The sequence below is a fragment of the Streptomyces sp. NPDC041124 genome (assembly GCF_055592385.1).
Genome location: NZ_JBVIYR010000015.1, coordinates 52,150 through 76,310 on the forward strand (window position 1 = coordinate 52,150; position 24,161 = coordinate 76,310).

At 72.7% G+C, this 24,161-nt stretch carries 25 protein-coding genes, 1 tRNA gene and 1 pseudogene; 16 read left to right on the forward strand and 11 right to left on the reverse strand.

The window, feature by feature from the left end:
- Nucleotides 1-2 precede the first annotated feature (2 nt).
- Together ACZ6A9_RS31055 and ACZ6A9_RS31060 are read left to right on the forward strand one after the other, a co-directional pair.
- Nucleotides 3-779, forward strand: a complete 777-nt coding sequence (locus tag ACZ6A9_RS31055) for an SDR family oxidoreductase (protein ID WP_468992396.1) — start codon at nucleotides 3-5, stop codon at nucleotides 777-779.
- A 76-nt stretch (nucleotides 780-855) separates the two neighbouring features.
- On the forward strand, nucleotides 856-1,860 hold the full coding sequence (locus ACZ6A9_RS31060) for a Gfo/Idh/MocA family protein (RefSeq protein WP_468992399.1): 1,005 nt from the start codon (nucleotides 856-858) through the stop codon (nucleotides 1,858-1,860).
- 76 nt (nucleotides 1,861-1,936) lie between these two features.
- Here ACZ6A9_RS31060 and ACZ6A9_RS31065 read toward each other — a convergent pair whose 3' ends face one another.
- Genes ACZ6A9_RS31065 through ACZ6A9_RS31085 form a run of 5 tightly spaced genes read right to left on the reverse strand, consistent with a single transcriptional unit; the run spans nucleotide 1,937 to nucleotide 6,899 of the window.
- Nucleotides 1,937-2,956, reverse strand: coding sequence for a Gfo/Idh/MocA family protein (locus ACZ6A9_RS31065; RefSeq protein ID WP_468992402.1), 1,020 nt, complete (start codon nucleotides 2,954-2,956; stop codon nucleotides 1,937-1,939).
- 26 nt (nucleotides 2,957-2,982) lie between these two features.
- Nucleotides 2,983-3,885 carry a sugar phosphate isomerase/epimerase family protein gene (locus tag ACZ6A9_RS31070; protein WP_468992404.1) on the reverse strand — a complete coding sequence of 301 codons (903 nt, stop codon included), beginning with the start codon at nucleotides 3,883-3,885 and terminating at the stop codon, nucleotides 2,983-2,985.
- A gap of 1 nt (nucleotide 3,886) precedes the next feature.
- On the reverse strand, nucleotides 3,887-4,798 hold the full coding sequence (locus ACZ6A9_RS31075; protein WP_468992407.1) for an ATP-binding cassette domain-containing protein: 912 nt from the start codon (nucleotides 4,796-4,798) through the stop codon (nucleotides 3,887-3,889).
- Between the two features lie 5 nt (nucleotides 4,799-4,803).
- The gene (locus tag ACZ6A9_RS31080) at nucleotides 4,804-5,883 is read right to left on the reverse strand and encodes an ABC transporter permease (protein ID WP_468992414.1); all 1,080 of its coding nucleotides are present in this window, start codon (nucleotides 5,881-5,883) and stop codon (nucleotides 4,804-4,806) included.
- Nucleotides 5,883-6,899, reverse strand: coding sequence for a sugar ABC transporter substrate-binding protein (locus tag ACZ6A9_RS31085; RefSeq protein WP_468992417.1), 1,017 nt, complete (start codon nucleotides 6,897-6,899; stop codon nucleotides 5,883-5,885). The genes ACZ6A9_RS31080 and ACZ6A9_RS31085 overlap by 1 nt, the downstream gene beginning before the upstream one ends.
- A gap of 316 nt (nucleotides 6,900-7,215) precedes the next feature.
- On the opposite strand from ACZ6A9_RS31085, the gene iolC reads away from it, so the two are divergent.
- From iolC to ACZ6A9_RS31110, 5 genes are read left to right on the forward strand one after another with little or no spacing between them, the layout of a single operon-like run.
- Nucleotides 7,216-8,208, forward strand: a complete 993-nt coding sequence (gene iolC / locus ACZ6A9_RS31090; RefSeq protein ID WP_468992420.1) for a 5-dehydro-2-deoxygluconokinase — start codon at nucleotides 7,216-7,218, stop codon at nucleotides 8,206-8,208.
- A gap of 14 nt (nucleotides 8,209-8,222) precedes the next feature.
- Nucleotides 8,223-9,098 carry a Cgl0159 family (beta/alpha)8-fold protein gene (locus ACZ6A9_RS31095; protein WP_468992423.1) on the forward strand — a complete coding sequence of 292 codons (876 nt, stop codon included), beginning with the start codon at nucleotides 8,223-8,225 and terminating at the stop codon, nucleotides 9,096-9,098.
- Between the two features lie 58 nt (nucleotides 9,099-9,156).
- A complete protein-coding gene (iolB, locus tag ACZ6A9_RS31100; protein WP_468992426.1) occupies nucleotides 9,157-10,050 on the forward strand; it encodes a 5-deoxy-glucuronate isomerase in 894 nt (297 codons plus the stop codon).
- Nucleotides 10,047-11,918 (forward strand): 3D-(3,5/4)-trihydroxycyclohexane-1,2-dione acylhydrolase (decyclizing), encoded by a 1,872-nt coding sequence (gene iolD / locus ACZ6A9_RS31105; protein ID WP_468992429.1) that lies wholly within the window; start codon nucleotides 10,047-10,049, stop codon nucleotides 11,916-11,918. The genes iolB and iolD overlap by 4 nt, the downstream gene beginning before the upstream one ends.
- A 42-nt stretch (nucleotides 11,919-11,960) precedes the next feature.
- A complete protein-coding gene (locus ACZ6A9_RS31110; protein ID WP_468992432.1) occupies nucleotides 11,961-12,746 on the forward strand; it encodes a GntR family transcriptional regulator in 786 nt (261 codons plus the stop codon).
- Here ACZ6A9_RS31110 and ACZ6A9_RS31115 read toward each other — a convergent pair.
- The gene (locus tag ACZ6A9_RS31115) at nucleotides 12,736-13,542 is read right to left on the reverse strand and encodes a DUF427 domain-containing protein (protein WP_468992435.1); all 807 of its coding nucleotides are present in this window, start codon (nucleotides 13,540-13,542) and stop codon (nucleotides 12,736-12,738) included. The genes ACZ6A9_RS31110 and ACZ6A9_RS31115 overlap by 11 nt on opposite strands.
- 230 nt (nucleotides 13,543-13,772) lie before the next feature.
- Here ACZ6A9_RS31115 and ACZ6A9_RS31120 point away from each other — a divergent pair, with 230 nt between their 5' ends.
- Nucleotides 13,773-14,714 carry an endonuclease/exonuclease/phosphatase family protein gene (locus ACZ6A9_RS31120; RefSeq protein WP_468992439.1) on the forward strand — a complete coding sequence of 314 codons (942 nt, stop codon included), beginning with the start codon at nucleotides 13,773-13,775 and terminating at the stop codon, nucleotides 14,712-14,714.
- On the opposite strand, the gene ACZ6A9_RS31125 is transcribed toward ACZ6A9_RS31120, so the two are convergent.
- Together ACZ6A9_RS31125 and ACZ6A9_RS31130 are read right to left on the reverse strand one after the other, a co-directional pair.
- Nucleotides 14,701-15,375, reverse strand: a complete 675-nt coding sequence (locus tag ACZ6A9_RS31125; protein WP_468992442.1) for an NUDIX domain-containing protein — start codon at nucleotides 15,373-15,375, stop codon at nucleotides 14,701-14,703. The two genes, ACZ6A9_RS31120 and ACZ6A9_RS31125, sit on opposite strands and share 14 nt — an antisense overlap.
- A 136-nt stretch (nucleotides 15,376-15,511) precedes the next feature.
- Nucleotides 15,512-15,585 (reverse strand) — tRNA-Pro (locus tag ACZ6A9_RS31130).
- Between the two features lie 101 nt (nucleotides 15,586-15,686).
- Between ACZ6A9_RS31130 and ACZ6A9_RS31135 the strand changes: the two genes are divergently transcribed.
- The 3 genes and pseudogenes from ACZ6A9_RS31135 to ACZ6A9_RS31145 all read left to right on the forward strand — a co-directional run bounded on the left by ACZ6A9_RS31135 (nucleotide 15,687) and on the right by ACZ6A9_RS31145 (nucleotide 18,002).
- Nucleotides 15,687-16,238 carry a DUF309 domain-containing protein gene (locus ACZ6A9_RS31135; protein WP_468992445.1) on the forward strand — a complete coding sequence of 184 codons (552 nt, stop codon included), beginning with the start codon at nucleotides 15,687-15,689 and terminating at the stop codon, nucleotides 16,236-16,238.
- Between the two features lie 85 nt (nucleotides 16,239-16,323).
- A pseudogene (locus ACZ6A9_RS31140) lies at nucleotides 16,324-16,443 on the forward strand (precorrin-6A synthase (deacetylating)); the annotation flags it as partial.
- A 125-nt stretch (nucleotides 16,444-16,568) separates the two neighbouring features.
- A complete protein-coding gene (locus ACZ6A9_RS31145; protein ID WP_468992448.1) occupies nucleotides 16,569-18,002 on the forward strand; it encodes a diacylglycerol/lipid kinase family protein in 1,434 nt (477 codons plus the stop codon).
- Here ACZ6A9_RS31145 and ACZ6A9_RS31150 read toward each other — a convergent pair.
- Together ACZ6A9_RS31150 and ACZ6A9_RS31155 are read right to left on the reverse strand one after the other, a co-directional pair.
- Nucleotides 17,988-18,761: a sulfite exporter TauE/SafE family protein gene (locus ACZ6A9_RS31150; RefSeq protein ID WP_468992451.1), complete on the reverse strand. Its 774-nt coding sequence runs from the start codon at nucleotides 18,759-18,761 to the stop codon at nucleotides 17,988-17,990. The genes ACZ6A9_RS31145 and ACZ6A9_RS31150 overlap by 15 nt on opposite strands.
- A 75-nt stretch (nucleotides 18,762-18,836) precedes the next feature.
- A complete protein-coding gene (locus tag ACZ6A9_RS31155; protein WP_468992454.1) occupies nucleotides 18,837-20,024 on the reverse strand; it encodes a thiolase family protein in 1,188 nt (395 codons plus the stop codon).
- A 299-nt stretch (nucleotides 20,025-20,323) separates the two neighbouring features.
- Between ACZ6A9_RS31155 and ACZ6A9_RS31160 the strand changes: the two genes are divergently transcribed.
- From ACZ6A9_RS31160 to ACZ6A9_RS31180, 5 genes are all read left to right on the forward strand, one after another.
- A complete protein-coding gene (locus ACZ6A9_RS31160) occupies nucleotides 20,324-20,806 on the forward strand; it encodes a Dps family protein (RefSeq protein ID WP_468992456.1) in 483 nt (160 codons plus the stop codon).
- A 43-nt stretch (nucleotides 20,807-20,849) separates the two neighbouring features.
- Complete coding sequence (locus ACZ6A9_RS31165) at nucleotides 20,850-21,182, forward strand: DUF3140 domain-containing protein (protein WP_468992458.1); 333 nt, start codon at nucleotides 20,850-20,852, stop codon at nucleotides 21,180-21,182.
- Nucleotides 21,183-21,184: 2 nt separating this feature from the next.
- Nucleotides 21,185-21,844, forward strand: a complete 660-nt coding sequence (locus ACZ6A9_RS31170; RefSeq protein ID WP_468992461.1) for an HhH-GDP family DNA glycosylase — start codon at nucleotides 21,185-21,187, stop codon at nucleotides 21,842-21,844.
- 120 nt (nucleotides 21,845-21,964) lie between these two features.
- The gene (locus ACZ6A9_RS31175) at nucleotides 21,965-22,777 is read left to right on the forward strand and encodes an SAM-dependent methyltransferase (protein ID WP_468992463.1); all 813 of its coding nucleotides are present in this window, start codon (nucleotides 21,965-21,967) and stop codon (nucleotides 22,775-22,777) included.
- Nucleotides 22,778-22,808: 31 nt separating this feature from the next.
- Nucleotides 22,809-23,336: an NUDIX hydrolase family protein gene (locus ACZ6A9_RS31180; protein ID WP_228970856.1), complete on the forward strand. Its 528-nt coding sequence runs from the start codon at nucleotides 22,809-22,811 to the stop codon at nucleotides 23,334-23,336.
- Between the two features lie 113 nt (nucleotides 23,337-23,449).
- On the opposite strand, the gene ACZ6A9_RS31185 is transcribed toward ACZ6A9_RS31180, so the two are convergent.
- On the reverse strand, nucleotides 23,450-24,154 hold the full coding sequence (locus tag ACZ6A9_RS31185; protein ID WP_468992467.1) for a response regulator: 705 nt from the start codon (nucleotides 24,152-24,154) through the stop codon (nucleotides 23,450-23,452).
- Nucleotides 24,155-24,161 lie beyond the last annotated feature (7 nt).

Genomic DNA, 24,161 nt, shown 5'->3' on the forward strand with positions numbered 1-24,161 from the left:
CCATGGGACTTCTCGACGACAAGGTCGTCCTCATCAACGGCGGCAGCCAGGGCGTCGGTGCCGCCGTCGCCCGGGCCGCGGTCCGCGAGGGGGCGGTGGTGGCGGTGAGCGGGCGCCGCCCGGAACCCGGTGAGGCGCTGGTCGCCGAGCTGACCGCCCGGGGCGGCGAGGCGGTGTTCCTGCGGGCCGACCTGGCGGACGCCGAGCAGGCCAGGGCCTCGGTCACCCGGGGGGCGGAGGCGTACGGCCGAGTCGACTGCCTGGTCAATTCCGCCGGACTGACCGCGCGCGGCACGCTCCTGGACACCTCGCCCGAGTTGTTCGACCAGCACATCGCGATCAATCTGAAGGCGCCGTTCTTCGCCATGCAGGCCGCCGTGGCGGACATGGTGCGGCGCGGGGAGCCCGGCACGATCGTCAACATCATCACCTCCTCGGCGCACGGCGGGCAGCCGTTCCTCGCGCCGTACGTGGCGGCGAAGGCCGGGCTCGTCGGCCTGACCCGCAACGCCGCCCACGCCCACCGCTGGGACCGGATCCGGGTCAACGGCCTGAACATCGGCTGGACCGCCACCGAGGGCGAGGACGCCACCCAGCGCACCTTCCACGCCGCCGGGGACGACTGGCGCGAACAGGCCGGCGCGCGGCTGCCGATGGGCCGGCTCGGCCGGCCGGACGAGATCGCCGACTTCGTGGTCCTGCTGCTCTCCGACCGTTCCGGAGTGGTCACCGGGTCCGTGATCGACTGGGATCAGAACGTCCTCGGCGGCCTCGACTGACTCCTCCGTACCGCTCTCCCTGCCCGTCAGCACCCCCAGCACCCCAGCACCTCCGCACTGAAGGAGCACCGTCCCCATGCGCATCGGAATCCTCGGCCTCGGCCGCATCGGCGCCTTCCACGCCGAGACCCTGTCCGGGCTCGGCGCCGTCGAGTCCCTCGTCGTCTCCGACCCGTTCGCGCAGGCCGCGAAGGCCGCCGCCGAGCGGTTCGGCGCCGAGGTCGCGGACACCCCCGAGGCGCTGCTCGCGGCCGGGGTGGACGGGGTGGTCGTCGCCGCGGCGACCGACGCCCACCCGGCACTGATCGTGGCCTGTGCGGAGGCGGGGGTGCCCGTCTTCTGCGAGAAGCCCGTGGCACGCACCATGGCCGAGGGGGTGGAGGTGCTCAAGGCCGTCGGCGGGCTGGACGTGCCGGTCCAGATCGGTTTCAACCGCCGCTTCGACGCGGGCTTCGTCGCCGCGCGGGCGGCCGTACGGAGCGGGGAGCTGGGCACCCTGCACACCGTGCGCTCGACCACGCTGGACCCGGCGCCGCCGCCGGCCGCGTACATCGCCGCCTCCGGGGGCATCTTCCGTGACTGCTCGGTGCACGACTTCGACATCATCCGCTGGGTGACCGGCCGGGAGGTGACCGAGGTGTACGCGGCGGGCGGCAACCGGGGTGCCGACTACATCCGGGAGGCGGGGGACGCCGACACCACCGGCGTGGTCCTCACCCTGGACGACGGCACGCTCGCGGTGGTCTCCAACAGCCGTCACAACGCCCGGGGGTACGACGTTCGCATGGAGATCCACGGCTTCACGGACTCCATCGCGGTCGGTCTGGAGGACAAGCTGCCGCTGCGGTCGGTGGAGCCGGGGGTGACGTTCCCGGCGGGCACCCCGCACGACTTCTTCATGGACCGGTTCACAGCCGCCTACCGGGCCGAACTGGAGGCGTTCACCGAGGTCGTGGCCGGCTCCCGTCCCTCGCCGTGCACCATCGCGGACGCGCTGGAGGCGGGCTGGATCGCCGAGGCGTGCACCCTCTCCCTGCGCGAGCACCGTCCCGTCACCGTCGAGGAGGTGCGGCGGGCCTGAGCGGGCCGGTCCGCGCCCGCGGACCCCGGCGACACGACCGCGGCCGCCCCCTGAGGGGGCGGCCGCGGTCGTGGTGTCAGCGGTACAGCGGTGGCTTCTCCACCAGGTCGACCTCCACCCGGCAGCCCTCCCGCAGCGCGCGGACGCCGGCCTCGCAGACGGCCGCGGCGGCGTAGCCGTCCCAGGTACTCGGACCGGTGACCCCGCCGCGTCGGGTGGTGTCGACCCAGGCCTGGATCTCGTCGTCGTAGGCCTGGGCGAAGCGGTCGGTCCAGTCCTGGGCGATGGTGCCGCCCCAGCGGCCGGCCGTATGGGTGACCAGGGAGTGGCCGTCGCCGATGCGCGCGGTGCCGCGTTCGCAGACCACTTCGGCCTGGACCTGGTAGCCGAAGCCGCAGTTGACGAAGATCTCGACGTCGGAGAGGGCGCCTCCGTCGGTCTCCAGGACGACGAACTGAGGATCGCTCAGTCCCTCGGGGGCGCCCGCCGACGCAGTGGGGCGCAGAACCGTCACGGCGGTGATCTCGTGGCCGAGGAGCCAGCGGGTCGCGTCCACCTCGTGGGCGACGGAGTCGCTGATGAGCATCGCGCTGGTGAAGAAGGGCGGGCCGGCCACGTTGCGGTGCCGGTTGTGCAGCATCAGCGGACGGCCGAGCTGCCCGCCGGCCAGCAGGGCCTTCAGCTTCACGTACTCGCTGTCGTAGCGGCGCATGAAGCCGACCTGCACCCGGCGGTGGCCGAGGGCCTGTTCGGCTTCCATGACGCGCAGGGCGGAGGCCGCGTCGGGGGTGAGCGGTTTCTCGCACAGGACGGGCAGGTCGTGCTCGAACGCGGTGAGCAGGGCGGCCTCGTGGGCCGGCCCCGAGGAGGCGATGAGCACGGCGTCGACATCGGCCGCCGCCATCGCGGCGGCCGCGTCGGTGTGGGCGGTGCAGCCGTCGATGCCCGCGGCGACGGCCCCGGCCCGTTCGGCGTCGATGTCCACGACCGCGGTGACCCGCGCGCCGCTGATGACCCGGTCGATCCGGCGTACGTGGTCGGTGCCCATGCGGCCGGCGCCGATGACGGCGATGCCCAGGGGCTCGCGCCGGTGCATCTCTTCTCGCCTCCCGGTCCGGGTCGTCAGGCGCCGCAGGAGCGCAGGAACGCGCGGGTGCGCACCGCGATCGGGAGCGGCTTGTCGGGCTCGCAGGGGTACATGTCCTGCTCGACGATCGCGAACAGGTCCACGTCGAGCTTCTGGGCGGCGGTGAGGACCGGGCCGAGGTCGGGGACGCCCGCGGGCGGTTCGCACATCACTCCGCGCTGGACGGCGGGCCCGAACGGGATCTGGTGGGCGACCACGTCGGCGAGGATCTCCGGGTCGACCTGCTTGAGGTGCAGGTAGCCGATGCGCTCGCCGTAGGTCTCGATCAGCTTGACGCTGTCGCCGCCGCAGTAGGCGTAGTGGCCGGTGTCCAGGCAGAGGTTGACGAGGCCGGAGTCGGTGGAGTCGAGGAAGCGCTCGACGTGCTCCTCGGTGTCGATGTGGGTGTCGGCGTGCGGGTGGACGACGATGTCGAGGCCGTACGTCTCCTTGACCTCGCGGCCGAGGCGTTCCATGCCCCGGGTGAGGTGTCCCCACTGCTCGGTGGTGAGCTCCGCCGGTTCGAGGATCTCGGCGGTCTTGTCGTCGCGCCAGAAGGACGGGATGACGACGAGGTGCTTCGCGTCCATGTCCCGGGTGAGGGCGGCGACGCGGCTGACCTGCTCCCAGGTGGACTCCCACTCGGAGGGGCCGCGGTGCAGTCCGCAGAAGATGGTGCCGGCGGAGACCCTCAGGCCCCGCCGGTTCACCTCGTCGGTGAGGCGGGCCGGGTCGGTCGGGAGGTAGCCGTAGGGGCCGAGTTCGATCCAGGAGTAGCCGGCCTCGGCGACCTCGTCGAGGAAGCGCTGCCAGGGCACCTGCCGCGGGTCGTCGGGGAACCAGACGCCCCAGGAGTCGGGGGCGGAACCGACCCGGATGCGGTCGAGCGCGACTGCCATGTCAGGACTTTCCTTCCTCGGGTGCGGCGGTGGGGGCCCGGAGGTCGCCCTCCTCGGGGAGCTCCTCGGTGTCGACGCCGCGGACCTGCGCCAGTTCGTGCTTGAGGGCGGCCAGTTCGGCGCCGCCGGCCATGTGGTTGGTCAGCTCGTCGAGGCCGACCTCGCTGCGGTCGGCGCTGAGTTCCAGGGTGCCCAGGCGCAGCACGCTGAAGTGGTCGCCGACCATGTAGGCGTGGTGCGGGTTGTGGGTGATGAAGATGACGCCGAGACCGCGGTCGCGGGCCATGGCGATGTACTTGAGGACCACTCCGGACTGCTTGACGCCGAGGGCGGCGGTCGGCTCGTCGAGGATGAGGACGCGGGCGCCGAAGTGGACGGCGCGGGCGATGGCGACGCACTGGCGCTGGCCGCCGGAGAGGGTGCCGATGGGCTGTTCCATGTCGTCCAGGACGATGCCCATGTTGCGCAGTTCCTCGTCGGCCGTCTTCTTCATCCGGTCGATGTCGAGGCGGCGGACGGGCCAGGGGCCCCGGGTCAGCTCGGAGCCGAGGAAGAAGTTGCGCCACACGGGCATCAGCGGGACGACCGCGAGGTCCTGGTAGACGGTGGCGATGCCCTTGTCGAGGGCCTCGCGCGGGCTGGAGAACCGTACGGGGCCGCCGTCGACGAGGAACTCGCCCTCGGTGTGCTGGTGCAGCCCGGAGATGATCTTGATGAGGGTGGACTTGCCGGCGCCGTTGTCGCCGAGGACGCAGCTCACCTTGCCGGGGTGGACGGTGAGGTCGACGCCGTGCAGGGCGCGGATGTTGCCGTAGGACTTGCCGGCGGCGCGGAGTTCGACGAGGGGGCGGTCCCCGGCGGAGGGGGTGTCCTCGAGGACGGCGCCGTGGGCGGAGGTCTTCTTGTCGGTCATTGCGGTCACCTCCGGGTCGCCGTGCGCTGGACCCACAGATTGATGAGGACGGCGCCGAGGAGCATCACGCCGAGGAAGGCCTTGAACCAGTCGGGGTTCCAGCCGGCGTAGACGATGCCCTGCTGCACCATGCCGAACATGAAGGCACCGAAGACCGGGCCGATCGCGGAGCCGTAGCCGCCGGTCAGCAGGCAGCCGCCGATGACCGCCGCGGCGATGTAGATGAGCTCCTGGCCCACGCCCTCGCCGGACTGCACGGTGTTGAAGGAGAACAGGTTGTGCATGCCGACGAACCAGGCGCCGAAACCGACCAGCATGAACAGCGAGATCTTGGTGAAGGTGACGGGGACGCCGACCGCGCGGGCGCTGTCCTTGTTGCCGCCGACCGCGAAGATCCAGTTGCCGTACTTGGTGCGCAGCAGGACCCAGGTGGCCAGGGCGGCGAAGACCAGCCACCACACCACGGTGATCTTCACCTGAACGCCGCCGACCTCGAAGCTGGAGGCGAAGAGGGCCTTGGCCTGGTCGAAGCCGTCCATGTCGCTGATGTCGTCGGTGGCAACGTTGCCGGTGACCAGTTTGGTCACCGCGAGGTTGACGCCCTGGAGGATCAGGAAGGTGCCGAGGGTGACCAGGAAGCTGGGCAGCCCCGTCTTGACCAGCATCCAGCCGTTGAACATGCCGACGGCGAGGGACACCACCAGGGCGACGACGACGCCCACCCAGACGTTCAGGGTGAGCTGGTAGCTGAGCATGCTCGCGGTCAGCGCCGAGGTGATGACGGCGACACCGGCCGAGAGGTCGAACTCGCCGCCGATCATCAGCAGCGCCACGGGCAGCGCCATGATGCCGATGGTCGACGACTGGTACAGGATGTTCGCCATCGAGCTGCCGTCCCGGACGGGCGGGGCGGCGAAGAGGAAGAACACGAGGACGGCCACGGCACCGAGGAAGACGCCGACCTCGGGCCGGGCGAGCAGCCGCAGCGCCAGCGGGCGCCGCGCCGTACGGCCGTCGCTCTGCCGCGGGCCGGGAGCCGGCGGCGGGGTGGCCGCCGCCGGCTCAGCCTGTGGTGCCATGCTCATCACCGAGTGCCCTTCGCGGCGAACTCGGAGACCGCGTCGACGTTGGACTTGTCGACGAACGCCGGGCCGGTCAGCACCGGCTGCTCACCGCCACCGCTGTAGTTGCCGTTGTTCTTGTAGAGCCACAGGCCGTCGATGGCGAGGTAGCCCTGGAGGTAGGGCTGCTGGTCCACGGCGAACTCGATGTCGCCGGCCTGGATCGCCTTGGTCAGGTCCTTGTTGAGGTCGAAGGTGGCGACCTTGGCCTTGCTGCCGGCGTCACCCACCGACTGCACCGCGGTCGGCGCGAAGGGCGCGCCGAGGGTGACGACGTAGTCGATGGAGGAGTCCTGCTTGAGCTTGGCGGTGACGGTCGACTTGACCGACGGCATGTCGGTGCCGTTGACGTTGACGACCTGGGTCTCGCCCTCGAAGGTCTTCTTCAGGCCGTCGCAGCGCTGGGTCAGGCCGACGTTGCCCTGCTCGTGGACGACGCAGAGGGTGCTCTTGGCGCCGACCTCGTTGAGCTTCTTGCCGAACGCCTCGCCCGCGACGGACTCGTCCTGCCCGAAGAACTCCAGCAGGCCGAGGTCCTTCCAGTCGCTCAGTCCGGAGTTGAGGCCGACGACGGGTATGCCGGCCGCCGTGGCCTTGTTGATGACTTCCTTGAGCGCGTCCGGCTTGGCGAGGGTGACGGCGATGCCGTCGACCTTCTGGTCGATCGCGTTCTGCACCAGGTTGGCCTGGTTGCCCGCGTTCGGGTCGGCGGAGTAGAGGAGGTCGACGTTGTCCTTGGCGGCCGCGGCCTCGGCACCCTTGCGGACGATGTCCCAGAAGGTGTCACCGGGCGCCTGGTGGGTGACGAGGGCGACCTTCATGCGGGGCGTGGAGGCCTTGCCCGCCGAGGCGTCGGCTCCGCCCTCCTCCGACTTCTTGCCGCCGGAACCGCTGGAACAGCCGGCGAGGGTCAGAGCGGCTGCCGCCGCGACCGCGACGATGGCGATTCTGCGGGGGCGGATGTGAGAAGAGCGGTCCATCTGTCCTGCACCTCACTGTGCTACGCGGGGAAAGGGCGGGAGTCCGGGGCCCGGTGGCCCGGAACTCCGGGAGTCCGGGTGTGTGCCATGGCACACGGCTGTCGTGCTGGGACGCGATCCAATCCCCAGATACGGCTGCTGTCAATACTTTGTTAAGACATCATTTCACGCACTCGTCCGAATGTAAGTACAAACTATTGACAGCGCCGCCCCCGGAGACCTACACCTGAGAGGCGGCAGGTCCCCGGAATCCACGTCCCACCGTGGCAGGGCGCCTCGGGACCCGCATCCCCAGCAGCTTCAGGAGCATCGCTTCATGGCCGACTCACCACAGTATTTCGACCTCATCACCATGGGTCGCATCGGGGTCGATCTTTATCCCCTGCAGACCGGTGTGCCGCTGTCGCGGGTGGAGACATTCGGGAAGTTCCTGGGCGGATCGGCCGCGAACGTGGCGGTCGCGGCCGCCCGGCTGGGCCGCTCCACCGCCGTGATCACCCGCACCGGGGCGGACCCCTTCGGCACCTATCTGCACGAGGCGCTGGACGACTTCGGCGTGGACGACCGCTGGGTCACCCCGGTGGCCGCCCTCCCCACCCCCGTCACGTTCTGCGAGATCTTCCCGCCGGACGACTTCCCGCTCTACTTCTACCGCCGCCCCAAGGCACCCGACCTGGAGATCCACACCCACGAGCTGGACCTGCCCGCCGTGCGCGCGGCGGGGATCTTCTGGATCACCGGCACCGGTCTGAGCGAGGAGCCGAGCCGCTCGGCCACCCTCGACGCCCTCGCGGCCCGCGACAAGGCCGGCACCACCGTCTTCGACCTGGACTGGCGCCCCATGTTCTGGCGGGATCCCGACCAGGCCCGCCCCTACTACCGCGAGGCGCTGCGGCACGCCACGGTCGCGGTCGGCAACCTCGACGAGTGCGAGGTCGCCACCGGGGTGCGCGAGCCCGAGGCGTGCGCGCAGGCGCTGCTGGCGGCCGGGGTGGAGCTGGCCGTCGTCAAGCAGGGCCCGAAGGGTGTGCTGGCCGTGCACCGCGACGGCACCCGGGCCGAGGTGCCCCCGGTGCCGGTCGAGGTGGTCAACGGTCTCGGCGCGGGCGACGCCTTCGGCGGCTCGCTCTGCCACGGTCTGCTCGCCGGCTGGGACCTGGAGCGGACCATGCGCCACGCCAACGCCGCCGGTGCCCTCGTCGCCTCGCGCCTCGCCTGCTCGTCCGCCATGCCGACGCCCTCGGAGGTGGCGGACCTCCTCGCGCGGGCCGCGTCGCCGGACGCGGCGGGCCGGCCGAGCCAGTCCTGAACGGAGCCCTTCCCTTGAATCTCAGCATCCCCGACCTCACCGCGGTCCGCGCCCGGAACCCGGAGGCCGTCGCCGAGGCGGCCGCCCGCCGGGCCCGCCGCCCGCTGATCGGCGACAGCGGCCGGCTGATGATCGTGGCCGCCGACCACCCCGCCCGGGGCGCGCTCGGCATCGGTGACCGGCCCCTGGCCATGGCGGACCGGGCCGACCTGCTGGAACGTCTGTGCGTCGCGCTGTCCCGGCCGGGCGTGGACGGGGTGCTGGCCACCGCCGACATTCTGGAGGACCTGCTGCTCCTCGGGGCGCTGGAGAACAAGGTCGTCATGGGTTCGATGAACCGCGGCGGCCTGGCGGGCGCGTCCTTCGAGATGGACGACCGTTTCACCGGCCATCGCGCCGAGGACATCGCCCGGCTCGGTTTCGACGCGGGCAAGCTGCTGGTCCGGATCGACTACGACGACCCCGGCTCGCTGACCACCCTGGAGTCCTCCGCCCGCGCCGTGGACGCCATGGCCGAGCGGCGGCTGCCGGTGTTCGTGGAACCGTTCATCTCCCGCCGGGTGGACGGCCGGGTGCGCAACGACCTGTCCGCCGAGGCCGTCACCCGCTCCATCGCCGTCGCCTCCGGACTGGGCGGCACCTCCGCCTACACCTGGCTGAAACTGCCGGTCACCGACGACGTCGACGACATGGCGGAGGTGCTGCGGACCTCGACGCTGCCGGTGGTGCTGCTCGGCGGGGAGGTCGGCGACCAGGAGGCCGCGTACGCGCGGTGGGGCAAGGCGCTGCGGCTGCCCACCGTGCAGGGGATGGTCGTGGGCCGCTCCCTGCTGTACCCGGCGGACGGCAGTGTGGAGAAGGCGGTCGACACGGCCGTCGGCCTGCTGTGACGAGCCCCCACGACAGTCGGTCTGCTGTGACGAGCCCCTACGACAACGGAGGCACCGCATGAAGCACCACCTTCCCGCGGGCAGGGCCCATGCCGGCCCCTACGCCGTCGACGTGACGCCCGAGACGGCCGGCTGGGGCCATGCGAGTCTGCGCGTCCTGGAGCTGGCACCCGGCGGCACGCACGCCTTCGACGCCGGTGACAGCGAGTGGATCGTGCTGCCGCTGAGCGGTGGCTGCACGGTCGCCGTGGACGACGACTTCGGCCACCACACCTTCGAACTCACCGGTCGCACCGGCGTGTTCGCCGGCGTGAGCGACTTCGCCTACGTCCCGCGCGAGGCCCGCGCGAGCGTCACCTCCGCCAGGGGCGGCCGCTTCGCCCTCACCGGCGCCCGCTGCACCCGCCGCCTGCCCGCCCGATACGGCCCCGCCTCCGGCGTGCCGGTGGAACTGCGCGGTACCGGGAACTGCTCCCGGCAGGTCAACAACTTCGGCGCGGCCGGGGTGTTCGAGTGCGACCGGCTGATCGCGGTCGAGGTGCTCACCCCGGGCGGCAACTGGTCGTCCTTCCCGCCGCACAAGCACGACGAGCACCGGCCGGGCGAGGAGTCCGTGCTGGAGGAGATCTACTACTTCGAGTTCGCGGCCCACGACGGCGTCCCCGGTCTCGGCTACCAGCGGGTCTCCCCCTCCGGCCCGGGCCGCGACACGGACGTGCTGGCGGAGGTGCGCGACGGCGACGTCGTCCTCATCCCCGACGGCTGGCACGGGCCGTCCATGGCGGTGCCCGGCCACCACATGTACTACCTCAACGTCATGGCGGGCCCCGAGGACGAACGCGCCTGGCTGATCTGCGACCACCCCGACCACGCCTGGATCCGCGACACCTGGCGGGAGCAGCCCGTCGACCCCCGACTCCCCCTCTACACCGCACCGGAGAGGTCCGCATGAGTGCCACCACCCGCCGACTGACGACCGCCCAGGCGCTGGTGCGGTTCCTGTCCGCCCAGTACACCGAGCGGGACGGCGTGCGGCGCCGGCTGATCGCGGGCACCTGGGGCATCTTCGGCCACGGCAACGTGGCCGGCATCGGGCAGGCGCTGGTCGAGTACGCCGATGTCATGCCGTACCACCAGGGCCGCAACGAGCAGGCGATGGTGCACGCGGCGGTCGGGTACACCCGTCAGCTCAACCGGCTCTCCGCGCAGGCGGTGACGACCTCCATCGGTCCCGGCGCGACCAACCTGGTCACCGGGGCCGCCCTCGCCACGATCAACCGGCTGCCGGTCCTCCTGCTCCCCGGTGACTACTTCGCCTCACGCGCCGCCGACCCGCTGCTCCAGCAGCTGGAACACCCGGCCGAGGCCGACGTGTCGGTCAACGACACGCTGCGCCCGGTGTCGCGGTACTTCGACCGGGTCACCCGCCCCGAGGCGCTGATCCCCTCCGCGCTGAACGCGATGCGGGTGCTCGCCGACCCGGCCGAGACCGGCGCCGTCACCCTCGCCCTGCCGCAGGACGTGCAGGCGGAGGCGTACGACTGGCCGGAGGAGTTCTTCGCGGAGCGGGTGTGGTCCGTACGCCGCCCCGCCCCGGACCCGGTGGAGCTGGCGGCGGCGGTGGAGGCCGTGCGGGCGGCGCGGCGGCCGCTGATCGTCGCGGGCGGCGGTGTGCACCACAGCGAGGCCGAGGACGCCCTGAAGGCGCTGGTGGACGCCACCGGTATCCCGGTCGCCTCCACCCAGGCCGGCAAGGGCTCCCTGCGCCACGACCACCCCGCCGACCTCGGCGGCATCGGCCACACCGGGACGGCGGTGAGCGACGAACTCGCCCGCACCGCCGACCTGGTGATCGGTGTCGGCACCCGCTACACCGACTTCACCACCGCCTCCGGCACCCTGTTCCAGCACCCGGACGTGCGTTTCCTCAACCTCAACATCACCGCCTTCGACGCCCACAAGCTGGCGGCGCGCACCCTGGTGTGCGACGCGCGGGCCGGTCTGGAACAGCTCGCCGGGGCGCTGGCCGGGCACCGGGTGGAGGAGTCGTACGCGGACGCGTACCGGGCGGGCAAGGAGCGCTGGGAGCGGGCCGTCGAGCGGGCCTACCGGGCCGACGACGACAGCGCCGTGCCGACGCAGACCCAGGTGCTGGGTGCGCTGGACGCGGTCGTCGGCGACGAGGACGTGGTGATCAACGCGGCCGGTTCGCTCCCCGGCGACCTGCACAAGCTGTGGCGCGCGCGCAGCCCCCGCCAGTACCACCTGGAGTACGGCTACTCCTGCATGGGCTACGAGATCCCGGCCTCGCTCGGTGTCCAGCAGGCCGCCCCCGGCACCCCGGTGTGGGCGCTGGTCGGCGACGGCACCTATCTGATGATGCCGACGGAGATCGTCACGGCCGTCCAGGAGAACCTGCCCGTCACCATGGTGCTCGTCCAGAACCACGGATACGCCTCCATCGGCGGTCTGTCCGAGGAGACCGGCGGCGAACGCTTCGGCACCGCCTACCGCCACCGGGCCGCGGACGGCACCTTCACCGGCGCCCCGCTGCCCGTCGACCTGGCCGCCAACGCCGCCAGCCTCGGCATGCGCGTCCTGCGCGCCAAGACCGTCGGGGAACTGCGCGGCGCACTCGCCGAGGCGCGCGCCTCGGACCGTCCGACCTGTGTGTACGTCGAGACCGACCCGGCGCCCACCGCTCCCCCGGCCGAGGCCTGGTGGGACGTGCCGGTGGCCGAGGTGGCGTCCCGCCCGGCCGCCGTCCGGGCCCGCGAGCGGTACGAGGCGCAGGTCGCCGGACGCCGCCGTCACCTGTGAACCCGCCCGCACCGTCCGCATGCCCCGAGGGAGGTCCGTACCATGGCGAAGACCGGTGACCGCGCACGTGCGGCGGCCGAACCCGCGCTGAGCGCCCTGGACTTCGCCCTGGACCGGGGCAGTCCGGTGCCGCTGTACCACCAGCTCGCCCAGCAGCTGGAAGCGGCCATCCAGCACGGGGCGCTCGCCCCGGGCAACCTGCTGGGCAACGAGGTGGACCTCTCGGTCCGCCTCGGCCTGTCCCGCCCCACCGTCCGCCAGGCGATCCAGTCCCTGGTCGACAAGGGGCTGCTCGTCCGGCGGCGCGGGGTGGGCACCCAGGTGGTGCACAGCCGGGTCAGGCGCCCGCTGGAACTCAGCAGCCTCTACGACGACCTGGAGGCGGCCGGCCAGGGCCCGGCCACACAGGTGGTCCGCCACGAGACGGTCCCGGCCTCCCCCGTCGTGGCCGCGGCGCTGGGCCTGGCGGAGGGCGCCGAGGTCGTCCTCCTGGAGCGCCTGCGCAGCACCCACGGCCAGCCCGTTGCCCTGCTGTGCAACTACCTGCCGTCGGGTCTGCTGGAGCTGGACGGCGACCGTCTGGAGGCGACCGGCCTGTACCGGATGATGCGCTCGGCCGGCATCACCCTGCACAGCGCCCGCCAGACCGTCGGCGCCCGCTCGGCCACCGGGCCGGAGGCGGCCCGACTGGGCGAGGAGGAGGGCGCGGCCCTGCTCACCATGGAGCGCACGGCGTACGACGACACGGGCCGGCCGGTGGAGTTCGGCACCCACATCTACCGCGCGTCCCGGTACTCGTTCGACTTCCAGCTGCTGGTCAGGCCCTGAGGCCCGCGCTGAACGGAGTGACCGGGCGCGGCAGGCGCTCACCGTCCACGGTCAGGTCGACCGCCTCGTTGTAGAAGGCGACGCGGTCCTTGATCACGGCCACCGCGGGCAGCGGATCGGGGTAGCTCCAGAGGATGTGCGGCGGTACGGCGCCCTCGCCGCGCCAGGACCAGTAGGCGTCGGCCGTGCCCTTGTACGGGCACCGGGTGCTGTGGTCCGCGGGCTCGAAGAGGTCCAGACGGACGTCCTCGCGCGGCAGGTAGTAACGGGTCGGCAGCGAGGTCTCGAACAGCAGGACCGGGTTGCCGGTGTCGGCGACGACGGTGCCCTCGATCTCGACCCGGACATGGCGGCTGCTCGGCATCGCGTCCACCCGTTTGTGCGGGTCGCGCGGGTGGACGTAGATCTCCTCGTCCTCCTCGTACCAGTGGTCGAGGCCGGTACCGCCGCGCCCGAACCAGGCGAACGCGACGTACCCGGACAGGTCGTCGGCGGGGAACGTCCAGGCGGCGTTCGGGCGCGGGTCGCCGCCGGCGTGGAGGTCGTAGAAGACCGTCGAACCGGTGTGGCTGCCCGTCCGGGGCTGCCGCGCGGGACGGAGAAGGTCCGTGCGCACCTCCTCCCGGGGGAAGGCGTACTGCGGGACGGGCAGCCGGGGCTCCCAGACGAGGACCGGGTGGCGGCTGTCGACGACGGTGACGTCGCCGGCGGTGCCGCGCACCCAGCGTTCGCTGGGTTCCCACAGCAGGCCCTCGGGGGTCGCCCGTGGGGAACGGGCGGCGGGGTGGGTGATCATGGCCGGGACTCCCTCCGGACGGGCCGGTACCCCTTCCACCGTCCACCGGCCGGGCGCGGATGTCCTCCGGTGCGCCGCGTCCGTCCGGGCCCGCCGTGCGGCCGCGGGAGGGGAGTCCTCTCCTTGTCGGAGCACGCCGGGCCGAGCGTGCCGGCGGGCCGCGTGAGCGCGGCGAAACCGTTCCGCTGCGCGGTTCGTCCTGTAGGACGGGCCGAGCGGACGGGGGACGGGTGGAGCGGGAGCGGTGGGTGTGGGCGCGGGGGCGGGTGCTCGCCGTCTGCGCGGTGCTGACGGCGGGGCTGACGGCGTTCCACGGGGTGGTGCCGAACTGGCCGGGCCGGGTGGGCAGTCTGCTGGAGTCGTTCCTGCCATGGCTCGCTCTGGCGGTGGTCCCGCTGTTCGTCCTGGCGGTGCTGCGCCGGTCGGCCGTCGCGCTGCTGGCCCTGCTGCTGCCCACGGCGGCCTGGACGCAGCTCTTCGGCGGGCTGCTGCTGCCCGGGACGCCGCCCGGACCGCGCGCCCTGGTGGCGGTGCAGCACAACGTCAGCGACGAGAACTCCGATCCGGCGGGCACGGCCCGCGCGCTGGCCGAGGCCGGGCCCGACCTCCTCGCGCTGCAGGAGCTCGTGCCCGGCGCGCTGCCGGTCTACCAGCGGATCCTCGCCGCCGACTACCCGTACCACGCGGTGCGGGGCACCGTGGGGCTGTGGTCGAGGCATCCGCTGACCGGCACCCGGCCCGTGGACATCAGACCGGGGGACGTCCCGGAGCCCTGGAGCCGCGGACTGCGGACCGTGGTCCGCACGCCGCACGGGGAGGTCGCGGCGTACGTCGCACACCTGCCCTCGATGCGTGTCGGAGCAGGCGGTCTCGCGTCGTCCCGGCGCGACGAGAGCGCCCGGCTGCTGGGCAGGGCCGTGGCCGCGGAGCGGCTGGAGCGGGTGATCCTGATGGGCGACCTGAACGGCACGGTCGACGACCGGGGGCTGGAGCCGCTGACGTCCCGGCTGGAGGTCCCGCGGCGGGGCTTCGCCCTCAGTTTCCCCGCTTCCCTGCCGGTGGCCCGGATCGACCAGGTCATGGCCCGCTCGGCGACCGTCGACCACCTCCGCGCCCTGCCCGCCACCGGCAGCGACCACCTGCCGGTGGCGGCCAGGATCACCCTGCGCTGAGGCCGGCGAAAGGCCCCTCCAGCGCGGCCCACTGGAGCAGCATGATGGTCTTCGCGTCGTTGATCTCACCGGTGCGGATCATGCGCAGGGCCTGACGGAAGGGCAGTTCGAGGATCTCGATGTCCTCGCCCTCCTCGCGCAGGCCCCCGCCCTCGTGGGTGCGGGTCGCCGGGCCGTAGGCGGCGGCGTAGAAGCTGACGCGTTCGGTGACCGAGCCGGGGCTCATGTAGACGTCGAAGACGTGCTGGACGGGGCCGATGGTGTGGCCGGTCTCCTCCGCCACCTCACGGCGCACGGCGACCTCGGGGTGCTCGTCCTCGTCGTCGAGCAGGCCGCCCGGTGTCTCGATCAGCAGGCCGTCGGGGTGGCCGTTGACGTAGGTGGGGAAGCGGAACTGGCGGATGAGCAGCACGGTTTCGCGTTCGGCGTCGTAGAGCAGCATGGTGGCGCCGTTGCCGCGGTCGTGCGTCTCGCGTTCCTGGGTGCTCCAGGTGCCGTCGGCGCGCTGGAGGTCGAAGGTCGTGGTGCGCTCGACGTACCAGTGGCTGGACAGAAGTCTCACGTCCCGGACCCTCACCCGCGGGTTGCCCGTCAGGTCACGGCCCGTGCGGTCGAGTCCGGTGCGGCCCCGGCGGTCCGGGGTGTCGATACCGGCGGTCATCGGCGGACCGACGGCGGGGAGGGCGGGTGCTCGGTGCTCATGCCCGCTTTTATCACGGCCCCGGCCCAGGGCGGCGGACAGGTGAAAGGCCGTACCGGAGTGTCCGGTACGGCCCGCCGACCCGCTTTCTCGCGAGTCGGGACGACAGGATTTGAACCTGCGACCCCTTGACCCCCAGTCAAGTGCGCTACCAAGCTGCGCCACGTCCCGATGCGCGCTGACGCGGGGTGATCCGCGTGATCGCGCGAACAGCACTTTACCCCACACCCCGGGCCCGGCCGAAGCGGGCCCGGACTTGGGACAATCGGTGCATGGGCAGTATGGACAGCACTTCCACGGGCCGGACGGCCGCCGCGCACGACCGGGACACCGCCGCCGCGCGCGACCGGGACACCGAAGGACGGGCGCGCAACGCGCGGCCCCGGGACGGGCTCGGGCGGCCCCTGCCCTACGGCGCGGAGGGTGTGCCCCGGCAGCCGGAGGGGGTGGTGCGGCGGCCGGAGGAGAGTGTCGCGGAGGCGCAGCGGCTGCTGGACGAGGGAAAGCCGTTCCACGCGCACGAGGTGCTGGAGGACGCCTGGAAGTCGGGGCCGGAGCGGGAGCGGGAACTGTGGCGGGGACTGGCCCAGCTCGCGGTGGGGCTCACGCACGCCGCGCGGGGCAACGCCACGGGCGGGGCGCGGCTGCTGCGGCGGGGTGCCGGTGCGGTGCGGGAGTGGGCCTCGGGAGCGGAGGACCGGCCGCACGGGATCGACCTCCCGGGTGTGATCGCCTGGGCCCGGGAGCTGGCGGCGGAGGTGGAGCGGGACGGTGGCCCCGTGGACGCGGGGGCGCGGGCGCCGCGGCTGCGGAGGACCTCCTGAGGGTCGACGGCGCGGGGCAGACTCGGGCCGTGCGAGAGATCCATGTCATCGGTATCGGCGCGGGCGCCCCCGACCAGCTCACCCTGCAGGCGGTCCGCTCACCGAGGCCGCTCCGCGCATCGAACGGCTGCGCGCGCAGGCGCGGGAGCGCAAGGGCTGGATCATGGACACGTATCTGCCGCGTCGCAGACCGGCCGAGAGCTGAGCCCGGGCGCCGATCCGCCCGCCGGACGCGGTGTGTCCGGCGGCGGGCCGTCCGCCGGTGATCGTCGTCGGGCCGCACGTGTGTGCGCGCACGCCCTACGATGACGCCGGGCGACTGAAGGAGTCATGGCCGTGGACTGGAGCGAGCGGGGCTATCACGCCCAGCGTTGGGCGGCGCGGGGGGCGCTGGTCGCCGCCGCGCTCGCGGTGGCGACCCCCTTGGTCTACGGCGGGCTGCGCGGTCTGCTGCTGCTGGTGTCCGGGGTGGCGGGGCTGGGGCTCAGCGCCGCCGCCCTGTGGTGGACGCTGACCCTGCGGGGACCGCTGCGCTGGGTGTCCGCGCTGGTCGCCGTGTGTGTGCCGGCCGGCCTGTTCGCCCTGTTCGCCGTGACGCTGTTCTGGGCACTGCTGGTGTCGTTGGCCCTGTGGGGCCTGGCGGTGTGGAGCGGCAGGTACGCGCTGCGCGGCACGGGCGGCGGGCAGACCCACGTGCGGGAGCGGCGGTTGCCGCCGCCCCGGAAGCCGGTACTGATCATGAATCCGCGGTCGGGTGGCGGCAAGGTGGGCCGTTTCCGGCTGCGGGAGAAGGCCGAGCGGCTGGGCGCCCGGGTGGTGCTGCTCGAACCCGGCCGGCATCACGACGTCACCGAACTGGCGCGGGCCGCCGTCGCGGACGGCGCCGACCTGCTGGGTGCCGCGGGCGGCGACGGCACCCAGGCACTGGTCGCGGCCGTGGCCGCCGAGCACGACATCCCCTTCCTGGTCATCAGCGCAGGGACGCGCAATCACTTCGCCCTGGATCTCGGCCTCGACCGCGGGAACCCGGCCGCCTGTCTCGACGCGCTCACCGACGGCGTGGAGCTCCGGGTCGACCTGGGCTTCGCCGGTGAGCAGCCGTTCGTGAACAACGCGTCCTTCGGCGCGTACGCGGCGATCGTGCAGAGTCCCGCCTACCGGGACGACAAGATCGGCACCAGCCTGGAGATGCTGCCGGACCTGCTCACCGGGCAGCAGGGGCCCCGGCTGGTCGCCCGCGCGGGCGACACGACGCTGACGGCTCCGCAGGCCGTGCTGGTCAGCAACAACCCGTACCGCACGGGCGACCCCTTCGGGCTCGGCCGGCGTGAGCGGCTCGACTCGGCCGTGCTCGGTGTCCTCGGGGTGAAGCTGGAGGGCGCCGTCAACGCCGCCGGTCTGCTGCTGCACCCGGATCCGAGCGGGCTGACCATCCTCACCGCGACGGAGGTCGTCGTCGAGGCGGACGTCGAGGAGATCGAGGCCGGCGTCGACGGGGAGGCCATGATGCTGCCGGCCCCCGTGCGCTGCCGGATCGCTCCGGGCGCGCTCCGCGTCCGGGTCCCCCGCAGGCGGCCGGGCGTCGCCCCGGCCCCGTTCCGGCTGGACTGGCGGCGGCTGCGCAAGCTCGCGGCGACGGTCGGCCGCACCGCCGCACCGAGCCGCCTGCACCGTCCGTCCCATGACGCCTCGTCCGGCACGGGACCGTCGGCCGGTCGGCGCGACGGTGCGCGGCCGGGCGGGCCGCGGTCACGGGATCAGTAGCTGCACGCCGCCCACCACGGTGGCCGCGAGCACCAACCGCTCGAAGAGCCGCTGGTTGATCCTGTTCACGGCCCATCTGCCGAGCAGCGCGCCGGGCACCACGAACAGCACGAGCGCGGCGTCGAGCAGCAGCGAGTCGGCGTCGATGAGGCCGAGGCCGGCGCTGAAGGGCAGCTTGGAGGTGTTGACGATGAGGAAGAAGAAGGCCGAGGTGCCCAGGAATCCCAGCTTCCGGAAGCCGGCGGAGAGCAGGTACAGCGACATCACCGGGCCGCCCGCGTTGGCGACCATGGTGGTGAAGCCGCCGAGGACGCCGTAGGAGCGGGCCTTGGCGCGGCCGGCGCGGGTGGTGACCCGGCCGGGGTCCTCCTCGGCGTCGGCCCGGCGCCGCCGCCACACGGTCACCCCGGACATCAGCAACAGGATCGCCCCGATCGAGGTCCGTACGATCCCGTCGTCCGCCCACATCAGGAAGAGGGTGCCCGCGACGACGCCCGCCGCGACCGCCGGGAACAGCCGCCACAGCGTGGGCCAGTGGGCGTGCCGGCGGTAGGTGAGCACGGCGAGCAGGTCGCCGGCGATCAGGATGGGCAGCAGGACGCCGGTGGAGGCGCGGGCGGGCAGGACGGCGGCGAAGAGGGCCAGGCTGACCGTGTTGGCCCCGCTGACGGCGGTCTTGGAGAAGCCGACGAGCAGGGCGGCGAAGGCCAGCGCGGCGAATTCCCAGCCGCTGAGGTGCCAGAGACTCATGGTGTTCATGCGGCGACCGATGCTATGCCCGGGCAACGGAGCCGGGTAAGGAGCGTCTCGCCTGATGGCTCCTCGCGGCGGTGGTCAGCTCCGCTCAACCAGGACCGCGCTGCCCTGTCCGACGCCCACGCACATGGTCGCCAGGCCGCGTCCGGCTCCGGTGCGGCGCATGCGGTGCAGCAGGGTGGTGAGGATGCGGGCGCCGGAGCAGCCCAGCGGGTGGCCCAGTGCGATCGCGCCGCCGCTCGCGTTGACCAGGCCGGGGTCGATGCCCAGCTGGTCCACGCAGGCGAGGGCCTGGGCCGCGAACGCCTCGTTGAACTCGGCCTCCTCGAGGTCGCCGATGTCCCAGCCGGCGCGGGCGAGGACCTTGCGCGTGGCGGGGACGGGGCCGATGCCCATGACGTCCGGGTGGACGCCCGCGGAGGCTCCGGCGACATAGCGGCCGAGCGACTCCAGTCCCAGCTCGTCGAGGGCCTCCTCGCTGACGAGGACGAGGCCGGCCGCGCCGTCGTTCATCGGGGAGGCGTTGCCCGCGGTGACCGAGCCGTCGGCGCGGAAGACCGGCTTGAGGCGGGCCAGTTTCTCCGCCGAGGTGTCCTCGCGGACGCACTCGTCGGCGTCGACGACCACCCCGTCGGGGCGGGTGACGGGCAGGAGTTCGTCGTCGAAGTGGCCGTTCTTCCGGGCGTCGGCGGCGCGTCGGTGGCTGCGCAGGGCGAACTCGTCCTGGCGTTCGCGGGCGATGCCGTACCGGGCGGCCACCTCCTCGGCGGTCTCGCCCATGGCCAGCAGGCCGTGCAGTTCCTTCATGGCGGGATTGACCAGCCGCCAGCCCAGGCGGGTGTCGGCGGTCTCCATGCGGTGCGGGAGGGCTTCGTCGGGGCGGGGGAGCACGAAGGGGGCGCGGCTCATCGACTCGGAACCGCCGGCGATCACGATGTCGGCCTCGCCGGCCGCGACGGCGCGGGCGGCGGTGGTGACCGCCTCGAGCCCGGAGGCGCACAGCCGGTTGACCGTGGCGCCGGGGACGGACTCGGGGAGCCCGGCGAGCAGGGCGGCCATCCGGGCGACGTTGCGGTTGTCCTCGCCGGCCTGGTTGGCGGCGCCCCAGTAGACGTCGTCGACGCGGGCCGGGTCCAGGGCGGGCACCTCGGCGACCAGGCCGCGGATCACGGCGGCGGCGAGGTCGTCGGGCCGGACCGTGGACAGGGCTCCGCGCAGTTTGCCGATGGGGGTGCGGCGGGCGGCCGCGAAGTGGACGGGACGCACGACAGGACTCCTGACCCGCGCCGGCCGTGGGTACCGTGACCGGCGAGACTCCTCGTGATTAGCACTGCTAGTTTTTGACTATAGACCGGCGTGCTGCCCGCTGGGAAGCTCCCGGCCGCGGCCCGTCCGCCGTGTTTGCGGCCGGGAGCCACGGGCACCCGCGCGTTCGGGAGTGGTCGCGGAGCGCGGCCCGCGGGCGAGGAGCCCGAACAGGCCGTCCTGACAGGCGCGGGCGAGGACCCGCACGAGGCCCGGATCCGTGTGACCACCGACGAAACGAGAAGGAGGAACAGCACTTCATGACCGTCGTGAGGAGCACCCTGCCCGACGAGGCCCGCCGCGTGTCCTGCGAGGCCCTCCAGGACACCCTGGTGGACCTGCTCGGGCTGTCACTGATCGGGAAGCAGGCCCACTGGAACGTCGTGGGTCCGCGGTTCCGCTCCGTACACCTCCAGCTGGACGAGGTGGTCGAGGCGACGCGCGCCCAGGCGGACACGGTGGCCGAGCGGGCCGCCACCCTCGGCGTGCCGCCGGACGGCCGCCCGGAGACCATCGCCAAGGTGTTCTCGCTGCCCGCGCCGAAGGAGGGCTGGCTGCGCGACTCGGAGGCCGTAGAGGTGATGACGGAGGCACTCGGCGCGGCGGTCACCCGGCTGCGCGAACGCATCGACACCACCGAGAAGGCCGACCCGGTCACCCAGGACCTGCTGATCTCGGTCACCGCGGAACTGGAGAAGCAGCGCTGGATGTTCGAGGCGGAGAACCACCCCGGCGTCTCCTGACCGTCACGGCACCCGGGAAGCACGAGCACGTAAGGGGCACACCATGAACGACGCCCTCGAAAGGGACGCGCTGTGGGAGGACTTCCACCGCGTGGTGAACATGACCTCGGCGGAACTGGCGGCCTGGCTGCGGGTGAGCGACGCGGAGGAGACGACGGAACCGCTGCCCGACCAGGCGGGCCCCGAGACGGGACAGCACGTCCTGGCCATCCTGCAGAAGCGCCGCACCGACCTCACCGAGGACGACCTGCGGGTGATGGAGGAGGTGGTGGAGACCGTCACCGAGGAGGCGGACCTGGAGAACGAGCCCCTGGCCGAGGACACCGTCCGGCGCCACCGCCTGATGACGCTGGGCCACGACCCGCTCAAGGGCTGACCGTGGCCGGCCGGGCCGAGGAGCGGGCCGTGCTGCGCGCCCTCGTCGACGCGCACGGCCGGACGTACGCGGAAGAGGCCGGCATCACGCTGAGGGACACGCCGCAGCCGCTGTACCGGCTGCTGGTGCTGGCCCACCTGCTCAGCGCCCGCATCAACGGATCGATCGCCGTGGCCTCCGCCCGTGCGCTGCACGAGGCGGGGCTGCGGGATCCCCGCCTCATGGCAGGGGCACGCTGGCAGGAGCGGGTGGACGCGCTCGGCCGGGGCGGCTACCGCCGTTACGACGAACGCACCGCCACCCAACTCGGTGAGGGCGCGGCCCTGCTGACCGAGCGCTGGGGCGGTGACCTCCGCAGGCTCCGCGCGCAGGCCGGCGGCGACGTCGGCGAACTGCGCCGTCTGCTGCAGGAGTTCCCGGGCGTGGGGCCCACCGGTGCCGACATCTTCCTGCGCGAGGTCCAGCGCGTCTGGTCCGAGACGGCCCCGTACCTGGACCGCAAGGCCCTCGAGGGGGCGCGCCGGCTGAATCTGCCGCGGGACCCGGAGCAGATCGTGAACCTGGCGGAGCGGACCGAACCCGCGGTTCTCGCCGCCGCGTTGGTGCGGGCGGCGCTCAACAAGGACGTGGCCGACGACGCCCTGAGTCACGCCGCTCCGTGACACCCCCTGCCCTCAACGGGACCTCTCTCCGCCGCTGTTCGCGGGACAGCGTGATCACCGCGCGGCACAATGGTCGGGGCGGTCCGACGGGGCCGCTCGGCCGAGGGAGAGGGAGCGGACGTGAGCGGGAGCGGCACGCCGGTCGGCGGGTCGGCACGGCTGAACACCGGTGTGGCGCACAACGCCCGCGTGTGGAACCACTGGATCGGCGGCAAGGACAACTACGAGGTCGACCGGCGGGTCGGCGATCACGTCGCCTCGATCATCCCGGTCATCCGGGACATCGCCCGCGCGGACCGGGACTTCCTGGGCCGGGCGGTGACGTATCTGACCCGGGAGCGCGCGGTGCGGCAGTTCCTCGACATCGGCAGCGGGCTGCCGACCGCGGACAACACCCACGAGAGGGCCCAGCGCATCGCGCCGGACTCACGGGTGGTCTACGTCGACCACGACCCGGTCGTACTGGCCCACGCCCGCACCCTGCTGACCGGCAGCCCCGAGGGCGCCACCGACTACCTCGACGCCGATGTGCACGACCCCGAGTCCCTCGTGCGACGCGCTGCCGAGACGCTCGACGTCACCCGGCCCGTGGCGGTGATGATGCTCGGCATCCTGAACTTCGTGCTCGACACCGACGAGGCCCGCGACATCGTGCGCCGGATCATGGCGGCGGTGCCCTCCGGGAGTTTCCTGGTCCTCACCCACCCCACGTCCGATCCCGGTGTCGGCGGCGAACTGCAGTTGCCCGCCATGGAGTTCTGGAACGAGAACGCCACTCCCCCGATCACCGCCCGAAGCGCCGCGGACATCACCACGTTCCTCGAGGGACTGGAACTCGTCGAACCCGGTCTGGTGTCCTGCTCGCAGTGGCGCGCCGCGCCCGGCTCCACCCTCGTCGTGCCGCAGTACGGCGCGGTGGCCGTGAAGCCCTGACCGCTGAAAGTATGATCAAGCAATGTCTGACATGACCGAAACCACGCCGGGCTGGCTGTCCTCCGACGATCTGGAGATGGCACGCGCCCAGATGCCGATCCTGTACGTCGAGGCCGTTCCCGTGCGTGTCGACGACAGTGGCGAAGTCACCAGCGTCGGTCTGCTGCTGCGCATCGGGCCCGACGGCACGGTCAGCCGGACGCTGGTCTCCGGCCGGGTGCTGCACCACGAGCGCGTCCGGGACGCCCTGTTGCGCCACCTGGAGAAGGACCTCGGCCCGGTGGCGCTGCCGCGCGTCCCGGCGTCGTTGCAGCCGTTCACGGTCGCCGAGTACTTCCCCACTCAGGGCGTCACCGCGTTCCACGATCCTCGTCAGCACGCGGTGTCGCTGGCGTACATCGTGCCGGTGACGGGTGACTGCAGGCCTCGGCAGGACGCCCTGGACCTGGTGTGGTTCAGCCCGCAGGAGGCCCTGTCCCCGGCGGTGCAGAGTGAGATGCCGGGCGGACACGGCGTGTTGCTGAAGCAGGCGCTGGCGCACGCGGGCTGCGCGATCTGACGGGGACCGCGGGCTCCCCCGGGCGGTGAGCCCGCGGTCCACCGACGGGGCGAGCGCCCGCCCGTGCCGACCCGTCGTGGGAGAGGTGCCGGTGCCCGCGCGGGCGGTGCGATTCAGCCGGTGGAGCCGCCGGGGACGACCAGACCGCTCTCGTAGGCCACGACGACCGCCTGGGCCCTGCTGTCGAGGTCGAGTTTGGTCATGGTGCGGTTGAGGTGGGTCTTGACCGTCGCCTCGCTGATGAAGAGCTGCTCGGCGATCTCGGTGTTGGACAGTCCGCGCGCCGTGAGCAGCAGCACCTCCCGCTCGCGGGCGGTGAGCGCCTCCAGGGACGCCGGGGAGTCCGGCACCGGCTCCGAGCGCTGCACGTACGCCTCGATGAGCCGGCGCGTCACACTCGGCGCGAAGAGCGTGTCGCCGCGCGCGACGGCGTGGATCGCCTCCAGCAGCCTTTCGGGTCCGGTGTCCTTGAGGAGGAACCCGGAGGCGCCCGCCCGCAGGGCGGCGTACACGTACTCGTCCAGGTCGAAGGTGGTCAGCACCAGCACGCGCGGCAGCGCGGTCCCTGCCGTCGCCCTGCCGGCGGGTGGGGCGGCGGCCGCCTCGGTGAGGATGCGCTCGGTCGCGGTGATGCCGTCCGTGCCGGGCATACGGATGTCCATCAGGACCACGTCGGGCCGGGTGCGGGCAGCGCCGGCCACCGCCTCCGCGCCGTTGGTGGCCTCCGCGACGACCTCCACCCCGGGAGCGGCCCGCAGCAGCGCGACGAGTCCCGCCCGGATCAGGTCCTGGTCGTCGGCCACGAGCACCCTGATCATCCCCGTA

Excerpts from the sequence above, each read along its gene's own strand:
- ACZ6A9_RS31080 (WP_468992414.1), bottom strand. The coding sequence starts at position 5,883 with ATGAGCATGGCACCACAGGCTGAGCCGGCGGCGGCCACCCCGCCGCCG.
- ACZ6A9_RS31150 (WP_468992451.1), bottom strand. The coding sequence starts at position 18,761 with ATGAACACCATGAGTCTCTGGCACCTCAGCGGCTGGGAATTCGCCGCG.
- ACZ6A9_RS31110 (WP_468992432.1), top strand. The coding sequence starts at position 11,961 with ATGGCGAAGACCGGTGACCGCGCACGTGCGGCGGCCGAACCCGCGCTG.
- ACZ6A9_RS31145 (WP_468992448.1), top strand. The coding sequence starts at position 16,569 with ATGGCCGTGGACTGGAGCGAGCGGGGCTATCACGCCCAGCGTTGGGCG.
- ACZ6A9_RS31135 (WP_468992445.1), top strand. The coding sequence starts at position 15,687 with ATGGGCAGTATGGACAGCACTTCCACGGGCCGGACGGCCGCCGCGCAC.
- ACZ6A9_RS31075 (WP_468992407.1), bottom strand. The coding sequence starts at position 4,798 with ATGACCGACAAGAAGACCTCCGCCCACGGCGCCGTCCTCGAGGACACC.
- ACZ6A9_RS31060 (WP_468992399.1), top strand. The coding sequence starts at position 856 with ATGCGCATCGGAATCCTCGGCCTCGGCCGCATCGGCGCCTTCCACGCC.
- iolD (WP_468992429.1), top strand. The coding sequence starts at position 10,047 with ATGAGTGCCACCACCCGCCGACTGACGACCGCCCAGGCGCTGGTGCGG.
- iolC (WP_468992420.1), top strand. The coding sequence starts at position 7,216 with ATGGCCGACTCACCACAGTATTTCGACCTCATCACCATGGGTCGCATC.
- ACZ6A9_RS31070 (WP_468992404.1), bottom strand. The coding sequence starts at position 3,885 with ATGGCAGTCGCGCTCGACCGCATCCGGGTCGGTTCCGCCCCCGACTCC.
- ACZ6A9_RS31165 (WP_468992458.1), top strand. The coding sequence starts at position 20,850 with ATGAACGACGCCCTCGAAAGGGACGCGCTGTGGGAGGACTTCCACCGC.
- ACZ6A9_RS31180 (WP_228970856.1), top strand. The coding sequence starts at position 22,809 with ATGACCGAAACCACGCCGGGCTGGCTGTCCTCCGACGATCTGGAGATG.
- ACZ6A9_RS31160 (WP_468992456.1), top strand. The coding sequence starts at position 20,324 with ATGACCGTCGTGAGGAGCACCCTGCCCGACGAGGCCCGCCGCGTGTCC.
- ACZ6A9_RS31125 (WP_468992442.1), bottom strand. The coding sequence starts at position 15,375 with ATGACCGCCGGTATCGACACCCCGGACCGCCGGGGCCGCACCGGACTC.
- ACZ6A9_RS31185 (WP_468992467.1), bottom strand. The coding sequence starts at position 24,154 with ATGATCAGGGTGCTCGTGGCCGACGACCAGGACCTGATCCGGGCGGGA.
- ACZ6A9_RS31115 (WP_468992435.1), bottom strand. The coding sequence starts at position 13,542 with ATGATCACCCACCCCGCCGCCCGTTCCCCACGGGCGACCCCCGAGGGC.
- ACZ6A9_RS31085 (WP_468992417.1), bottom strand. The coding sequence starts at position 6,899 with ATGGACCGCTCTTCTCACATCCGCCCCCGCAGAATCGCCATCGTCGCG.
- iolB (WP_468992426.1), top strand. The coding sequence starts at position 9,157 with ATGAAGCACCACCTTCCCGCGGGCAGGGCCCATGCCGGCCCCTACGCC.
- ACZ6A9_RS31065 (WP_468992402.1), bottom strand. The coding sequence starts at position 2,956 with ATGCACCGGCGCGAGCCCCTGGGCATCGCCGTCATCGGCGCCGGCCGC.
- ACZ6A9_RS31055 (WP_468992396.1), top strand. The coding sequence starts at position 3 with ATGGGACTTCTCGACGACAAGGTCGTCCTCATCAACGGCGGCAGCCAG.